General features: G+C 42.9%; 13 protein-coding genes. 5 read left to right on the top strand and 8 right to left on the bottom strand.

All coding sequences use genetic code 11. From position 1 onward, the window contains the following. Positions 1-86 precede the first annotated feature (86 nt). A complete protein-coding gene (locus tag TOL9009_RS0113820) occupies positions 87-1,061 on the top strand; it encodes a trypsin-like serine peptidase (RefSeq protein WP_029633334.1) in 975 nt (324 codons plus the stop codon). 575 nt (positions 1,062-1,636) lie between these two features. After that, a complete protein-coding gene (gene moaA / locus TOL9009_RS0113815) occupies positions 1,637-2,623 on the top strand; it encodes a GTP 3',8-cyclase MoaA (RefSeq protein WP_029633333.1) in 987 nt (328 codons plus the stop codon). Between the two features lie 82 nt (positions 2,624-2,705). Here the strand turns inward: moaA and rpsD are convergent, their stop codons facing one another. Further along, positions 2,706-3,314, bottom strand: coding sequence for a 30S ribosomal protein S4 (rpsD, locus tag TOL9009_RS0113810; RefSeq protein ID WP_029633332.1), 609 nt, complete (start codon positions 3,312-3,314; stop codon positions 2,706-2,708). 176 nt (positions 3,315-3,490) lie between these two features. On the opposite strand from rpsD, the gene TOL9009_RS0113805 reads away from it, so the two are divergent. Then, positions 3,491-4,135, top strand: coding sequence for a hypothetical protein (locus TOL9009_RS0113805; RefSeq protein WP_029633331.1), 645 nt, complete (start codon positions 3,491-3,493; stop codon positions 4,133-4,135). A gap of 37 nt (positions 4,136-4,172) precedes the next feature. Here the strand turns inward: TOL9009_RS0113805 and hetR are convergent, their stop codons facing one another. Further along, complete coding sequence (hetR, locus tag TOL9009_RS0113800; protein ID WP_029633330.1) at positions 4,173-5,072, bottom strand: heterocyst differentiation master regulator HetR; 900 nt, start codon at positions 5,070-5,072, stop codon at positions 4,173-4,175. Positions 5,073-5,250: 178 nt separating this feature from the next. Here hetR and TOL9009_RS47265 point away from each other — a divergent pair, with 178 nt between their 5' ends. Continuing rightward, positions 5,251-5,415, top strand: a complete 165-nt coding sequence (locus tag TOL9009_RS47265; RefSeq protein WP_186227552.1) for a hypothetical protein — start codon at positions 5,251-5,253, stop codon at positions 5,413-5,415. Here the strand turns inward: TOL9009_RS47265 and TOL9009_RS0113790 are convergent. From TOL9009_RS0113790 to TOL9009_RS0113775, 3 genes are all read right to left on the bottom strand, one after another. Next, positions 5,387-7,825: a DMT family transporter gene (locus TOL9009_RS0113790; RefSeq protein WP_029633329.1), complete on the bottom strand. Its 2,439-nt coding sequence runs from the start codon at positions 7,823-7,825 to the stop codon at positions 5,387-5,389. The two genes, TOL9009_RS47265 and TOL9009_RS0113790, sit on opposite strands and share 29 nt — an antisense overlap. Before the next feature lie 677 nt (positions 7,826-8,502). After that, complete coding sequence (locus TOL9009_RS0113780) at positions 8,503-9,837, bottom strand: inorganic phosphate transporter (RefSeq protein ID WP_029633327.1); 1,335 nt, start codon at positions 9,835-9,837, stop codon at positions 8,503-8,505. A gap of 174 nt (positions 9,838-10,011) precedes the next feature. Further along, a complete protein-coding gene (locus TOL9009_RS0113775) occupies positions 10,012-11,058 on the bottom strand; it encodes a zinc-dependent dehydrogenase (protein WP_029633326.1) in 1,047 nt (348 codons plus the stop codon). A gap of 280 nt (positions 11,059-11,338) precedes the next feature. Between TOL9009_RS0113775 and bcp the strand changes: the two genes are divergently transcribed. After that, positions 11,339-11,830: a thioredoxin-dependent thiol peroxidase gene (gene bcp, locus TOL9009_RS0113770; RefSeq protein WP_029633325.1), complete on the top strand. Its 492-nt coding sequence runs from the start codon at positions 11,339-11,341 to the stop codon at positions 11,828-11,830. Between the two features lie 288 nt (positions 11,831-12,118). Here bcp and TOL9009_RS0113765 read toward each other — a convergent pair whose 3' ends face one another. From TOL9009_RS0113765 to TOL9009_RS0113760, 3 genes are all read right to left on the bottom strand, one after another. Next, positions 12,119-12,457, bottom strand: coding sequence for a hypothetical protein (locus TOL9009_RS0113765; protein WP_029633324.1), 339 nt, complete (start codon positions 12,455-12,457; stop codon positions 12,119-12,121). A gap of 88 nt (positions 12,458-12,545) precedes the next feature. Next, positions 12,546-12,692, bottom strand: coding sequence for a hypothetical protein (locus TOL9009_RS47260; protein ID WP_186227551.1), 147 nt, complete (start codon positions 12,690-12,692; stop codon positions 12,546-12,548). Positions 12,693-12,774: 82 nt separating this feature from the next. Beyond that, a complete protein-coding gene (locus tag TOL9009_RS0113760) occupies positions 12,775-14,127 on the bottom strand; it encodes an aromatic ring-hydroxylating dioxygenase subunit alpha (protein ID WP_029633323.1) in 1,353 nt (450 codons plus the stop codon). Positions 14,128-14,140: the final 13 nt, after the last annotated feature.

The following is a 14,140-nucleotide window of genomic DNA, read 5'->3' as shown; positions in this document are numbered from 1 at the left end:
CTAGAACCTTTTGATACTGACAAGAAGACTTTTCAAACATCCTCTAACAAACTTTTACAAATTTAAACCACTAAGGAGTATTTATCATGGCTAAAAAATCTTTGTACAACCTAACTACTGCGAGTATTTTGGCAGGTATTCTCGCAACGGTGACAGTGGCAACTTGGGCATCAGTTAACGCTCAAATTAACCGAATCGATCGCAAACTACCATCAGCAGCACCACCAAAATTCATTAAAGCTCAAAATGCCGGTCAATTCAAAATACAAAGCACTGGTAAACCATTTCAACCATCAAAACTTTCAAGCTCAGAAAAACCTTATGATGACACTCGCGCTATAGTAGACTGGGACGATCGCACTCCCATGATTAGCCGCAAATATCCTTGGTCTGCGATCGGTCGTATTGTTGGCGAATCAACTGAAGGTAATGGTTATTATTGCACTGGAACTCTAATTGCTGAAGATGTCGTCCTCACCAATTCTCACTGCGTTATCGATCCAAAAACCCGTAAACTCAGTAAGAGAGTCGTGTTTTTACCCAATGTTATCAACGGTGAGTTACAAGATGATAACGATGCAGCCCTAGCAGAAAAAATTTTATACGGTACAGACTTTACTAATGATCCAGTCACTAATCAGACAAACGACTGGGCATTAATACAACTTAACAAGCCTATCGGACAAAAATACGGTTACTTAGGCTGGAAATCTCTGCCTTCTTCGACTTTAGTCAAAAACCAGAAAAAATTTATCTTCGTTGGATATTCTGGTGACTTTCCTAACCTCAAAAAACCCAAATACGAATTTCTGAGTGCGGGTTCTGGCTGGACTGCGAGTTTTCAGGATAAGTGCAGTATTGTACAGGAGAATCAAAATATATTATTCCACGATTGTGATACCACAGGCGGTTCTTCCGGTGGACCAATCATTGGTGTAATTAATGGTGAGTTTTACATTGTCGCATTAAATAATGCTGAAATTAAAGCTCGTAAGGGCAATCCAGCAGTGAATCTGGCAGTGAAGATTGATGTTTTGGATCGGCTATTTAGCGGAAAGTAAATCAAGCAGAAAAGGAGTGCAGACAATACGGTTCGGATAACACTCGATCCCCCATTATCCCCCTTAAAAAGGGGGGCTAAGAATAGCTCTATTTCCCCCTTTTTAAGGGGGATAATGGGGGATCTTTAAGGACTATGCACCTTAACCGAACCGTATTGGGAGTGCAGATGCGATCGCATTCCTATTCTCCAGGACTTACGTAAAAACTCTCTGTAACTCTTATTGCTTCTCCTTCTCCTATCGGAGACGCTACGCGAACGGAGACGCCAAGGGCGAAGGCGCACTTGGCGTACTTGGCGGTTCGTTTTATCATGATGATCGCATTCTTTTTCTCTTAGGACTTACGCACTCGTTACGAAAAAACAAGACTTTGAGATTGCTTCCTTGCGTCGCAATGACGGAAATACGTAGTCCATGCGTAAGTCCTATCTCTATAAATTCCGAAAAGAGCGATCGCACTCTTCACTTTACACGTTAGCCTAAAAGAGCGTCAGTAAAATTTATATCCCAAGCGAGTATTTATAGCTTGACAAAAAGTATATATTCTGCATTAAAGCTATAAAACTTATAAAATTATGAACCAGGTAGATTACCTCCGGATAAGTTTAATCGATCGCTGTAATTTTCGCTGTCAATACTGTATGCCGGAAGGGGCAGAATTAGACTATATTCTCAAGCAACAGCTATTAACTGATGCGGAACTACTCACTCTAATTCAAGAGGTGTTTATCCCTGTTGGTTTTACGCGCTTTCGCTTGACTGGGGGGGAACCGCTGTTACGTCCGCGTGTGGTAGATTTGGTGAAGGCGATCGCATCTCTCCCCCAAACTCAAGACCTCTCAATGACAACCAACGGCTTTTTACTCGCGTCAATGGCGCAAAACCTTTACAATGCAGGTCTGCGACGGATTAATATTAGCCTAGATTCTCTCGACCCAGATATATTTGACCAAATCATCGGCAATCGTGGTCGTTCTCGATGGGAAGATGTTTGGAAAGGCATTCAACAAGCATACCATGTGGGATTTGATCCGCTCAAACTGAATGTGGTGATAATTCCCGGTGTTAATGACCACGAAATTCTCGATCTCGCTGCCTTGAGTATTGACAAACAATGGCACGTTAGATTTATTGAATTTATGCCCATTGGCAATTCGCAGTTATTTGGCGATCGCGGTTGGATTTCTTCTGCTGAGTTACGGCAACAAATCCGCGAACGTTGGGGTTTGACAGAATCGCAAGTTTGTGGTAGCGGACCTGCTGATATATTTCAAATTCCGGGTGCGAAGGGGACACTAGGATTTATCAGTCAGATGTCGGAATGTTTTTGCGATCGCTGTAACCGGATGCGTTTGAGCGCAGATGGCTGGCTGCGTCCTTGTTTATTAAATGAAAGCGAGCAACTTGATTTGAAAACTGCTCTGCGCGCTGGTGTCAGCACCGCCAAATTGCGAGAGCAGGTTAGACATTTATTGGCAATCAAGCCAGAAATCAACTTTAAAGGACGCGACACGGGAACAACCGGTGTTTATTCTCGCACCATGTCGCAAATTGGCGGATAGAGCTTAGAGGCTAGGGGTAAGAGTATAGAGGAATACACAAACATAGGGGGCTAATCCCTAATTCCTAGTCCCTATTGCCTCATTAAGCTTGACGTGAGTAATACTCAACCACGAGTAGTTCATTAACTTGTAATGCCACCCATTCACGCTCAATCACACCGTTAACTTTGCCTTGCATCTTGTTTTTATCAAACTCTAGATGATTGGGAAGGTTAGCTAAACCGGGATATTGCAAATTAGCTTCTACCAACTTCTTCGATTGTTCGCGGTTTCTCACCGCAATTTCTTCACCGGGACGGCACTGGTAGCTGGCAATATTCACGGGACGACCGTTAATAGTTACGTGACCGTGATTTACTAACTGACGAGCCGCTGGAATGGTGGGAGCCATACCCATGCGAAAAACGGTATTATCCAAGCGCATTTCTAGCAATTGCAGCAGCACTTGTCCGGTAGAACCAGTAACACGTCTAGCTTTGCGTACATAACGTAGCAATTGCTTTTCGGTCAGACCGTAGTTGAAGCGGAGCTTTTGCTTTTCCTCTAAACGAATGGCATACTCAGAGCGCTTCTTGCGGTTCTGACCATGCTGACCTGGTGGATAAGCGCGTCTAGCGGTTTTACGACTTAATCCTGGTAAGTCACCTAAGCGGCGAGTAATTCTGAGCCGTGGTCCTCTATATCGGGACATGTGTTTCCTTAATCTAAATCCTGTTTAATTTTACCCAGACATTCTATTATAAAAGCGAAAAGGGGAAAGCGGAAAGGGAAAAGAATTATTACCAATGCCCAATGCCCAATGCCCAATGCCCAATGCCCATTTCCCCAATTTGAGATAGCATATGCTTGGGTGTTTGGAGAATGGCAATGTTAGCGATCGCAAAAAAAATCAGCAAAAGTCCGAATAAACACGGTAGTTATGCCTTTGGAATGTTAAAAAATCAAACAATTCGCTTTTTAGTCCCAGCTTTGGCTGTAGCTGGATGGGTGGGAAGTTCCTTACCTGGTATGGCTGTCACCGCCACTTACGCAAATGATTACCGTGTTTGTGCGGGTCGCCTTTTAAGTCTCGGCGTCACTCCTGATGCGGCATCTGCTGGTTGTGCAAACGCACTGCGTCCGAAAGAGTTGTCTTTGTGCGTGTCGAGAATTCAGCGACAAACGCAAATTGCCGCGACGGAGGCACTTGCGTCTTGTAAGCAAGCAAGGCGTCCTGAAGATTTAGCCGCTTGTGTAGTAGGTATTAGTACAAATGTTAAAGAGGCTGTAAACCCAGCAGCTTTAAATTACTGTAATCGCAGTTTGTTGCCAGTGCGTTTCGCAGAATGTGTTGTGGGTTTGCGTGCAGAAACTGACTCTGCTCCTGTGCAAGCGATGGATAATTGTATTGATGCGAGTGACCGAGCGGTGAGCGGTTATTTACCTTCGTTTATACCGGCAACGCGATCGCAGCAAAATATTCAACCAGTTTTTGAGAGCACCCCAATTCCCACCAATCCCCCCAAGAATTAAAGCGATTAGCAATTCGTTGCGCTAATCGCTATTGATATCAGTCTTCTTTGTTACCAAAGACCATCTGTAAAATCATTGGAACTCCACCCTCTTGGTGATATTTATCCGCCCAAGCGCGGATAACTTCATCCAATTCTGACAAAGCCTGTTCTAATCGATCTGGTGGCACATCCATAGTTTCCAAGACTCGCATCGAATTTGGTCGCCGTTCTGCCCAATCTTTCATTAAGCGAAAATACCGAGCGGTATCTTCGACCATGATGTATGTACGCTCTTGATCGTCAGCAGGGGCGTAAAAAGAACGGGTGAGAGCGTAGAAAGGCATTCCCCAAGGAGAATCAATCCTTGTGACGGTGCCTGAGTATAGCAGACGGCGCTTGATATGCTCCGCTAAAGCTTCACTCAAACCCATACGGTGTTCTTCGGGTAAGTCTTCTTGCGATCGCTTATGCAAAAATTCAATCAGTTCTAAAAACTCAAAAGAACTGACTAATTGGGCGTCAGGCAGGTTCTGCGGCAATTTTTGTTCAATTTGCCTTTTCTCATCACTCGTCAGACTTGTACCCGGAATGCGCGATCGCCCAGGTCTCCAAGGAAACTTTTCCATCCACACATAAGGCAACTGAATTAGATAGCGCGGTTCTTGGGAACCAAGCATCTTCAGCAGCTTGCCCTCTGTCAGCGCAAGTCTCACTTCTTCAACAATGATTTTCACCCGCTTCGGCTCAAGGTGGTGCAAATGCCCTGTCATTCGCAGGTTTTGTCCCTGCTCCAGATAGGTCATGTAAATTGCACACTTTGCTGCCGTTGCTGCCGCATCTAAAAACGCCCCATGCCGATGCCCACTAGTCCGCATGGCACTAAAAGCTAGATAAAGCATGATCTGATCCATCGCACTCGGACCAAGACGTTTGATCAGATCTATGTCGTTACTCATATTACAGACAGTTGAATAGCACGTTTACACAGTTATCAGCTAAAGGAAAGTAAGTAGTATACACCCAACTGAAGGCAATATCTTCACTTCAGATTATTTAATTATGCGTTATTTAAGAGTATTCTTGGTAGTATAACGGAAAATTACCCGTACTTTATAACACACAGGCACAGCTATTATGGGCATGGGGCATGGGGCATGGGGCATGGGGCATGAAGAGGGGACTGGGGACTGGGGACTTGAAGAGGGGGAAAGGGGAAAAGAATTATTACCAATGCCCCATGCCCAATGCCCAATGCCCAATGCCCCAGTCGCTAAGATGCGCGTATTCTTTCTAGGCTAAATGCGGCTGCACCAAAAGTAATGAGTAAGATTCCTAAAGCCTGAACCATTGATAACGTTTCCTGAATAATTAACCCAGCCAAAATCACGGTTAAAACTGGGACACTGGCTCCGAATATCGCTGCACGGGTTGCACTAACTTTGCTAATTCCAAGGTTATTCAACACATAAGATGCCAAGGTCATTACACCCAAGATAAAAGCGCTTAAGATAAGTTCTAATAACCGATTGGGATCAACTATCAAACTTGAGCTAGTTGGTAAAGGCAATATCAAACCGATGAGGCACAAACATAGCATAGTCGCGAAGTTAATTAAAGTAAATGTGACAGGATGTAATTTAGCAGCACAAATCCGTGTCAGAATTACGTAAATAGCGAAACTCACTCCAGAAGCGATCGCACTCATACTTCCTACATAGTTATTACCAATACCGGCATTAGCTTGCCCGGTCAACATCAACAATTCACCGATAAAAATCGATGCGATCGCACCGATCCGAAATAATGTTGGTTGATCGCGGAACAAAAACCAAGACAAAAGCCCGCTAATCATCGGATAAATAAAGAATAGTGCGATCGCCATCCCCGTTGTTACTTGACCAATCGCCAAATAAATCAGCAACTGAGACAAAAATAAAAAGCATCCACTCACAACCGACAATATCAAAACCCGTCGCGTACTTGCTTTCGTAGGAGAAGGATTTCCCCGTACTGAGTCAGCCAAGGAATGTAAATCTTGCCATACTCGCTGATGCATCATCGGCGCTAAAACTAACATTAGTGGTACAACCACCAGCATCCTCAGCATCAAAATTAACAAAGAATTTCCCAACGTCGGCGATATCAACTGCTCAACTTGAAACGCACCCAAAATTAGGGAATTTGGCTGAAAAAGTGCCTTAATAGCGACGTTGTAAAGCGATGACAGCACCGTTGAAAACAGAATCAGCAATAAACCCATTTTCATGGGTGGTAAGGCTCCAGCGCCACGGGAAGGTCGTTGTGGCTGACGAGATCCAGATGATGTAGTGTCGCTCAGTTCTCTAGAAATAACCGAAATTGGCTCTTTCGGGTCTTTTTTTACCTCTGGTGGCTTTGCCTTGATTTCTGATGGAGGGGATAAGGGTAATGTAGTGTCGCTTAGTTCTCTGGAAAGAACAGAAATTGGCTCTTTCGGGTCTTTTTTCACCTCTGGTGGCTTTGTAGAAGTGTTATTTGATGCCGGCAAAGAAGACGCAGATAATGTAGTTTCGTTGCTCGATGTCTCCTTAGGAACAACAGAAATTGGCTCAACGGAAGGTTTGCTGACTTCTTTTTCTGTTACAGAAGATGCAGATAATGTAGTTCCGTTGCTCGATGTCTCTTTGGGAATAACAGAAATTGGCTCAACGGAAGCTTTGTTGACTTCTTTTTCGGTTACAGAAGATGCAGATAATGTAGTTTCGTTGCTCGATGTCTCCTTAGGAATAACAGAAATTGGCTCAACGGAAGGTTTACTGACTTCTTTTTCTGTTACAGAAGATGCAGATAATGTAGTTCCGTTGCTTGATGTTTCCTTGGGAACAACAGAAATTGGCTCAACGGAAGGTTTGCTGACTTCTTTTTCTGTTACAGAAGATGCAGATAATGTAGTTCCGTTGCTTGATGTTTCCTTGGGAATAACAGAAATTGGCTCAACGGAAGGTTTGCTGACTTCTTTGGCTGAAGAAGTGTTTTTGATATTCTCCTGTCTTTGCTCGTTTGGTGCTAACTCAACAGACTTCGTTGGGGTAACTAGTGTAGTTAGGATTTTTTTTTCTAGTTCCTTGTTGAGCCGATTGGTTAATTCTACCAACATCGCTTCCCCTTGCTGCTGTCGGCTTTGCAACCGAGACAACTGTTGAGAAATACCACTTTGATGGTTATTTAACTCTTGTTGCAGTAACTTCAAGGTGATAGTTAAGGTGTCATCTAGGCTGCCAATCAATTGTTCAGTATTTTTATTGATTTCTGTAACAATATTACTGTTAGCCTCATGTGACGCGATACCTGCGGCACCCCTTTCGGCGATCGCATTTCCTTGGTTTAAATCGCGTTCGATTGCTTGATTAGCTAAAGCCGAAAGCGAAGATTGTAATTGAGAAGATATATGATTTGCGAGAACTTGCGCCAACTGACGTACCAAAGCTTGTTGTTCAGTTATTTGCTTCGTCTGTTGTAGCTGTTCTTTTTCGGTTTGCAGCCGTTTAATCTCATCAGCTAAGTCTTTCTTGTCTGACTCCAGCCGATTTATATCTTCTTGTAAGGATTTGAGCAAATTCTGCTGGAGGCTTTGCAAATCCTCAACTACACCCCACAAGGCAGTTTCTGCTGCCCTAGATATTTCCCCTCTTGTACGGGGGTTTTCTGGTCGGTTCTCAAATCGCCCCATTAGTCTCTAACCTCTGACCCCTTGACGATAATGCAGCTTCTGGTGAAATTGCTTGGCGCTCATACTATTTCCTGTATTTTGTCAGATAAACTAAAAATCTTAACAGGACTTACGCGTTTTAACTTAATTGCGTGATGCTCAACACAGCGTTATCAAACCGGATAATTTCCTCTACTGTTTTGGTACTTGATTGGTGGAGATTCCCTTTGATTGATGCATCACAGACAACTCTTGTGTAAGTTATATTCAAATCAGCTATCATCAAGCGATATTTTTATCCGGGAAAATATCATCAAAAATAGATATCTATTCTTTTAACGGCAATAGCAATTATCAATGACTTACGGATTTCTGTGTTTTTTACGTTTGGCTTAATGCAGTTGTCGAACTTCTCAAACCTATCTGTAAATTTGTGGAGAATGTCAATTGCGTTACACCTTTCATCCCAAATCTGGATGAAAATATTCTTTGGTGGAAAAAAATATTCCCTTTGCCTGAAAATCATTTTACTGAATTAAACGTTTTTCTGCAAAATCTCCCCTTTTGGATTTGGGAGTGGGGACTGGGGACTGGGGACTGGGGACTGGGGACTGGGGAGAAATCTGCTTTTCCTATCCCCCATCTTCCCCATCTTCTCATCTCCCCCATCTTCTCATCTCCCCCATCTCCCCATCTCCCTACCAGAATTTAGCATTCAGCACTGTAAATATGGCAGCGCTGAGGGCTGCACTGAGGGGGACTGTAATAAGCCATGCAGCGGCAATTCCTTTGAGAGTTTGGAATTGAATAGACTTGAGATTTTGCACTAGTCCAATGCCAACTACGCCGCCAACGAGGGCATGGGAGGTGGAAACGGGTAAACCCAGCCGGGAGGCAAGCAAAATTGTCGTGGCTGTGGCGAGTTCGGCGCAGAATCCGCTGCTAGGTTGTAGGGAAATGATGCTTTCGCCAATAGTAGCGATAACTTTTTTGCCCCAAATGGCTAAACCAGCGACAATACCAACACCGCCAAGTATTAAAATCCAGATGGGGATCGTAATGCCATTGATAGGAACTGCACCAGTAGTATTAATGTAAACGATCGCAGCCAAAGGAGCGATCGCATTGCCCACATCATTAGATCCATGAGCAAATGCTACAAAGCAAGCGCTAATTAGTTGAAATTTCCCAAATAAGCGTTCGGTGGGATTGGCGAATGGGGAATGGGGAGATGGGGAGAGGGGGGGATGAGGAGAGGGGGGGATAGGAAAAGCTGATTTCTCCTTGTCTCCTTGTCTCCTTGTCTCCTTGTCCTCCTTATCCTCCAATTCTCTCCAGCTATATAAAGTCAGTCCAACTACTGCTATGGCACCTGTGAAAATTGGGATGTCGTGAGCAGGTATATTTAAACCAAATTGCTCAATCAAAAATTTTGTGACTCCTTGAGTCAGTGAGGGTAGGACAATTACTCCAAATATCCCCAGCAGCAATGCACTCAACCAAGGAATCCATTCTTTTAATTGCGCTATCTGATTAGGTTGATCGAGAATCCAGCGCTTGATTTGACTGTAAAATAAAGCTGCGATCACACCACTTATCAGGGGGGTAACAATCCAACCAAGGGTAATTAACTTAATTGAAGACCAATCAATGGCGTTAACTCCCAAAGCTGCCCAACTAAATCCAGCGATCGCACCAACAACTGCATGAGACGATGATACAGGTAAACCCCGTGAGGTGGCAATTTGCAACCACACCCCAGACGCGATTAACACCGTCACCATCCCAGTTAAAAGCATTTGCGGTGCAGCGACAAATAAAGCGGGATTGGCGATTTTCGTCGCTAGTGTTTCTGATACCTCTTGCCCAAACAATACAGCACCTGTAAACTCTAATACCCCAGCAATTATCAAAGCCTGTCTTAGGGTAACAGCTTTAGAACCTACAGAAGTCCCCATCGCGTTAGCAACATCATTTGCTCCCAAGTTGAAAGCAACGTATAAGGCTAGTAAAGAGATGAAAATTGTAAACATTTAGATGGGGAGAGGGGGGGAGTGGGAGAGGGGGGGACAAGGAGACAAGGAGACAAGGAGACAAGGAGATGGGGAGATGGGGAGATGGGAGAAATGTTTCTTATTTCTTACCCTTTCCCCTTTCCCCTTTCCCCTTTCCCCCTCTTCAAATTCCCCAGTCCCTAGTCCCCAAAACTATGGATAAATCAAAATCTTGTAAGTTTCCGAAGTGGGTGCGATCGCCATTTCTACAGCTTGAGATAATTTTTCTAGGGGATAGTGATCGCTAATTAATGCTTTGACGTCGATGCGTCGATTAAACACTATATCACTTGCGAGACTTTGCAAGCGATATGATGAACTATAACTGCCCATCAAGTCAATTTCCCGGCGATACAGAAGATTCGGGTTAATAGCAATTTCCATTTCATCGGGAAACTCGGCGAAAAAGACGATTTTTCCACCTTTGCGGGTACAATCAAGAGCCTGAAAGAAAGCTTTATCACTGGGGACAGCTAGCAAGGTGACATCAACACCCATACCATCGGTTAGTGCTTGAATTTTAGCAGGTAAATCGGGATCGCGGGCATCAAATGCGGCTTCTGCACCGACATTTAAAGCTTTTTCAATTCTAGAGGGCAGTAAGTCGGTGGCGATCGCTTTTGCTCCGAAATGCTTCACCAACATGACAAACATTAACCCAATAGGACCGGCACCAGTAACCAAAACTGTTTGACCAGGAATAATTTGAGCTTTTTTTACTGCCTTCAAACAGCAGTTAGTCGGTTCTACAAAACTTGCTTCTTCAAAGCTGATATCATCAGGAATTGGAATCAATCCACCCGATCGCACTATATGACCGGGAACCTTGACATACTCCGCAAAACCACCCCCACTAGCGTTAAACCCCGCTGTGGTGGAAATATTTTTGTAGACATCGCACATTGAGAAATTATCATTGAGGCAGTACGCACAACGCATACAAGGGATGTGGTGCATTACTGCCACACGTTGTCCTATTTCCCAATTTTTCACTTCATTACCGACTGCGGCGATCGTTCCTGCCGTCTCGTGTCCAAAGATACGCGGTGGTTCATATAGCGGATAGCGAATCTTTTTGATATCCGACTGACACAACCCGACTACCCGCACTTGTACCAAAACTTCATCGGCTGAGAGTTCTGGAACTGGGATATCTTCGTAAGAAAGTTGATTAACGCCTCTAAATACCTGTGCTTTCACGCTGATTTTTTATAGCTTAACGATACTAGATTTAACATTTCTTAGGCGTTTTTTGAGCTATAAGTTGCATTTATGTTTATTAAACCACTGCATTTGTCAAATAGACATAGGAGTGAAAAAGAATGTAGAGACGCGTTAGCGAAGCGGAACGAAGTTCAATTTCGCGTCTGGTACAAGGGTTTTGGATGACGCATATTTAATTTCGGGACATGTCTAATATGCAACAGCTTCAATTGATATATTTAGGAGTGAACTAAATTTACACTTCTTCCCTTGCTTCGTGAACAACATTCCCCAAACAGGACAACAAGCGCCTAATTTTACCGCACTAGACCAAGACGACAATCAAGTTAGTCTCAGTGATTTCTCTGATAAATGGGTTGTGCTTTATTTCTATCCCAAAGACGACACACCTGGATGTACTGTTGAAGCCAAAGACTTTACTGAATTTAACCAGGAATTCAACCAACTCAAAGCCAAAATATTAGGAGTAAGCACAGATTCTGCTAAATCTCATTGTCGATTTATTAACAAACATAACTTGTCAATTACCTTATTAAGCGACCCAGAACATCATTTAGCAGAAATGTATGGTGCTTGGCGATTAAAAAAATTTATGGGAAAAGAATATATGGGTGTGGCACGGTCAACTTTTTTAATTTCACCTGATAGAATCATTGCCTATACATGGTCAGTTGTTAAATCAAAAGGTCATGCAGAACAAGTGTTAAATAAATTGCAAGAATTATCCGCTTTGGTTGCAATTGAATAAAAAAACTTTCTCTTCAAACTCCGCGTACCTCAGCGTTACCCTCAGCGCACCTTTGCGTTAAAAAAATATTATCCTGAGCATAACAGATTTGATACAAGCAGCCTAATACCAATTTTATGTGAGGCTGCACAGAATAATAATCATCCGTATTTATCTGCGTTTATCTGCGTTTATCTGCGGTCAATTATTCTAGAAATCAAATTCTATGCAGCTTCATCTTAATTTGGTATAACCAAATTAATGATTGTTAGGTGCGCTATTGACATTTGCCAATAGCGCATCGGACACCTAATCTTCATCAAGTGCCGGAAAAGCCTCTTCAAATTGCCACAATCTATCTTTATTTGCCATGAACCAAATACGAGTTTCTGGAGTTAATTGACTCCAAATAATTTCAACTGGTATGTGGGGAGAGGCATATTGATACTTCTGACCAAGTGATTTCAGATTGTCCACGACATTCAAAGGAACACCGAAATCTTGCCAGTCAACTTTTAAATGTCTACCAGAAAGTCCCGCTGTTGGATCGTAAATCAATTGTGCCGCTCTCACTAAGTCAGCAAAATGCTTCGGTTTAAGTTCGGCTAGCTTTTCAATCTGGAGTAATTCATCATTGTTTTGAGACATACTCACTTTACGTAATGGTGATTAGTCGTTGATCAAACTTACTGCCAGAGATTCCTACCTCAATAGTTAATATTTTAGCCCAAAACTATTAGGATAATTTGTAATTATAAAGCCAATCTTCTCTCCTCAGTTGCTTTTTTTGCAAGTTCACCATGCGAGTTAGGCTAACTGCGTCTTTCAAAATTACAACAATACCCGGTGCGATCGCTCCATCCTTCTTCGTTATTAAATACACGTAGAGACGTACCGTGGAACCTCTCTGAGGGGGTTTTGGGTTTTACGCATGTACATAATTTACCTGAAATCTGCTGTATTACTTACTTACGAGTGTAATAACGTTCAAAGTGGGTTTTAAGTTTTCCTAAGCTAGCTGCTGAAACTACTGCTCCCAGAGATGCCAAAACTAGCGCTATTTGCATTTTTGAACCGTCTGTAATTATGGCTAATGCTGCCAGTGCGATCGCTACTCCCACAAAGATTTGTACCAATCGATTTGTTACTTTATATGCTTGATTGCAAGAACTACAAATATGTGTGTGTTCTTCTATTCGGTTTAGAGATATAAGTTGGCGATCGCACTCTCTACTAACAACATTTTTCGACGTGGAATAGCCATGATAATAAGGCAAAGAAGACCCGAATTTATCTAACCATTTGCGGTACTCAATGACAAATACATCGCAAGTTTTCAGCGGTAAATACACTTCTTTTAGGTTCTGCCCTAAGCGCTCAATTTGTTTTTCTGCCCCCACAACGAGTGGCAAATCTTCTTCCAATAGTTTGTTACGAAACATATGATCTAACCACCGGGGTGTTACCTTGACTTTCCAAGTCATAAAGTTACGATAATTTCTAGCAAGGACGCGACATCGACCCTTGCCTAGAGGTATCGAATATAAAGCCAGCCCCCCAGCCCAATTTTTCTGTGGAATGCTAAATCTGTAAATAACAAAGTTGGGAGCAATAAATTCTATTGGACTCCAAGGTTTATTAGGTTCTCTTGTTCCCCGCAACCTGCCAAGAAACCCATTTTTCGAGCTTTCGATAACTTCCATTTCTAAAGGTTGGGCATTTTCTCGCTTACCTTGGGTTCCAGCGTGGCTAATGTTAACGTGAGCCGTATCTACAACGTTTTCTATGAAAAACTGTTGGTCGTAATTCAGGTCACGCACAATATTTGTACTAACGAATTCCGGCTTGTCCAACTCCGCTATAGTTGGAATTAGTTTATCATCAGCAGTGTCGGCTTCACCTGCCCACATCCAAATCATGCCCTGGCATTCCACAACCATAAAAGACTTCACGCAAGAGTTGAGAGGAATTTTGGCTTCATCTGGTAATTGGGGAATATGTAGACATTGACCATCTTTACCAAACTGCCAACCGTGGTACAAGCACTCAATTTTGCCATCGATAATTTGTCCATCAGAAAGTTTAGCTGCACGATGGGGACAAAGGTCTATTAAACAGACAAGTTCTTCATCTTTGTTTCTAAATAAGACCAACGGTTCATCGTACAAAGAAAAGCTATAAGGACGGTCTTTTGGCAAATCTTCCACGAAGGTAATCGGATACCAACATTGTCTCCAGTTCAATTCTTGCTCTTTCTCAGACATCTGGGAACTAGAAGTTAATTGTGCCGCTTCTGATATCTTTATTTCGGTTGTCATAATTTTTCCACTT

The organism is [Scytonema hofmanni] UTEX 2349 (assembly GCF_000582685.1).
GTDB classification, from domain to species: domain Bacteria; phylum Cyanobacteriota; class Cyanobacteriia; order Cyanobacteriales; family Nostocaceae; genus Hassallia; species Hassallia hofmanni.
This window is presented reverse-complemented; position numbering and strand designations above follow the sequence as displayed.

Bases quoted from the DNA above. Each gene is read 5' to 3' on its own strand.
- TOL9009_RS0113820 (WP_029633334.1), top strand. From the start codon at position 87: ATGGCTAAAAAATCTTTGTACAACCTAACTACTGCGAGTATTTTGGCA.
- moaA (WP_029633333.1), top strand. From the start codon at position 1,637: ATGAACCAGGTAGATTACCTCCGGATAAGTTTAATCGATCGCTGTAAT.
- rpsD (WP_029633332.1), bottom strand. From the start codon at position 3,314: ATGTCCCGATATAGAGGACCACGGCTCAGAATTACTCGCCGCTTAGGT.
- TOL9009_RS0113805 (WP_029633331.1), top strand. From the start codon at position 3,491: ATGTTAGCGATCGCAAAAAAAATCAGCAAAAGTCCGAATAAACACGGT.
- hetR (WP_029633330.1), bottom strand. From the start codon at position 5,072: ATGAGTAACGACATAGATCTGATCAAACGTCTTGGTCCGAGTGCGATG.
- TOL9009_RS47265 (WP_186227552.1), top strand. From the start codon at position 5,251: ATGGGCATGGGGCATGGGGCATGGGGCATGGGGCATGAAGAGGGGACT.
- TOL9009_RS0113790 (WP_029633329.1), bottom strand. From the start codon at position 7,825: ATGGGGCGATTTGAGAACCGACCAGAAAACCCCCGTACAAGAGGGGAA.
- TOL9009_RS0113780 (WP_029633327.1), bottom strand. From the start codon at position 9,837: ATGTTTACAATTTTCATCTCTTTACTAGCCTTATACGTTGCTTTCAAC.
- TOL9009_RS0113765 (WP_029633324.1), bottom strand. From the start codon at position 12,457: ATGTCTCAAAACAATGATGAATTACTCCAGATTGAAAAGCTAGCCGAA.
- TOL9009_RS0113760 (WP_029633323.1), bottom strand. From the start codon at position 14,127: ATGACAACCGAAATAAAGATATCAGAAGCGGCACAATTAACTTCTAGT.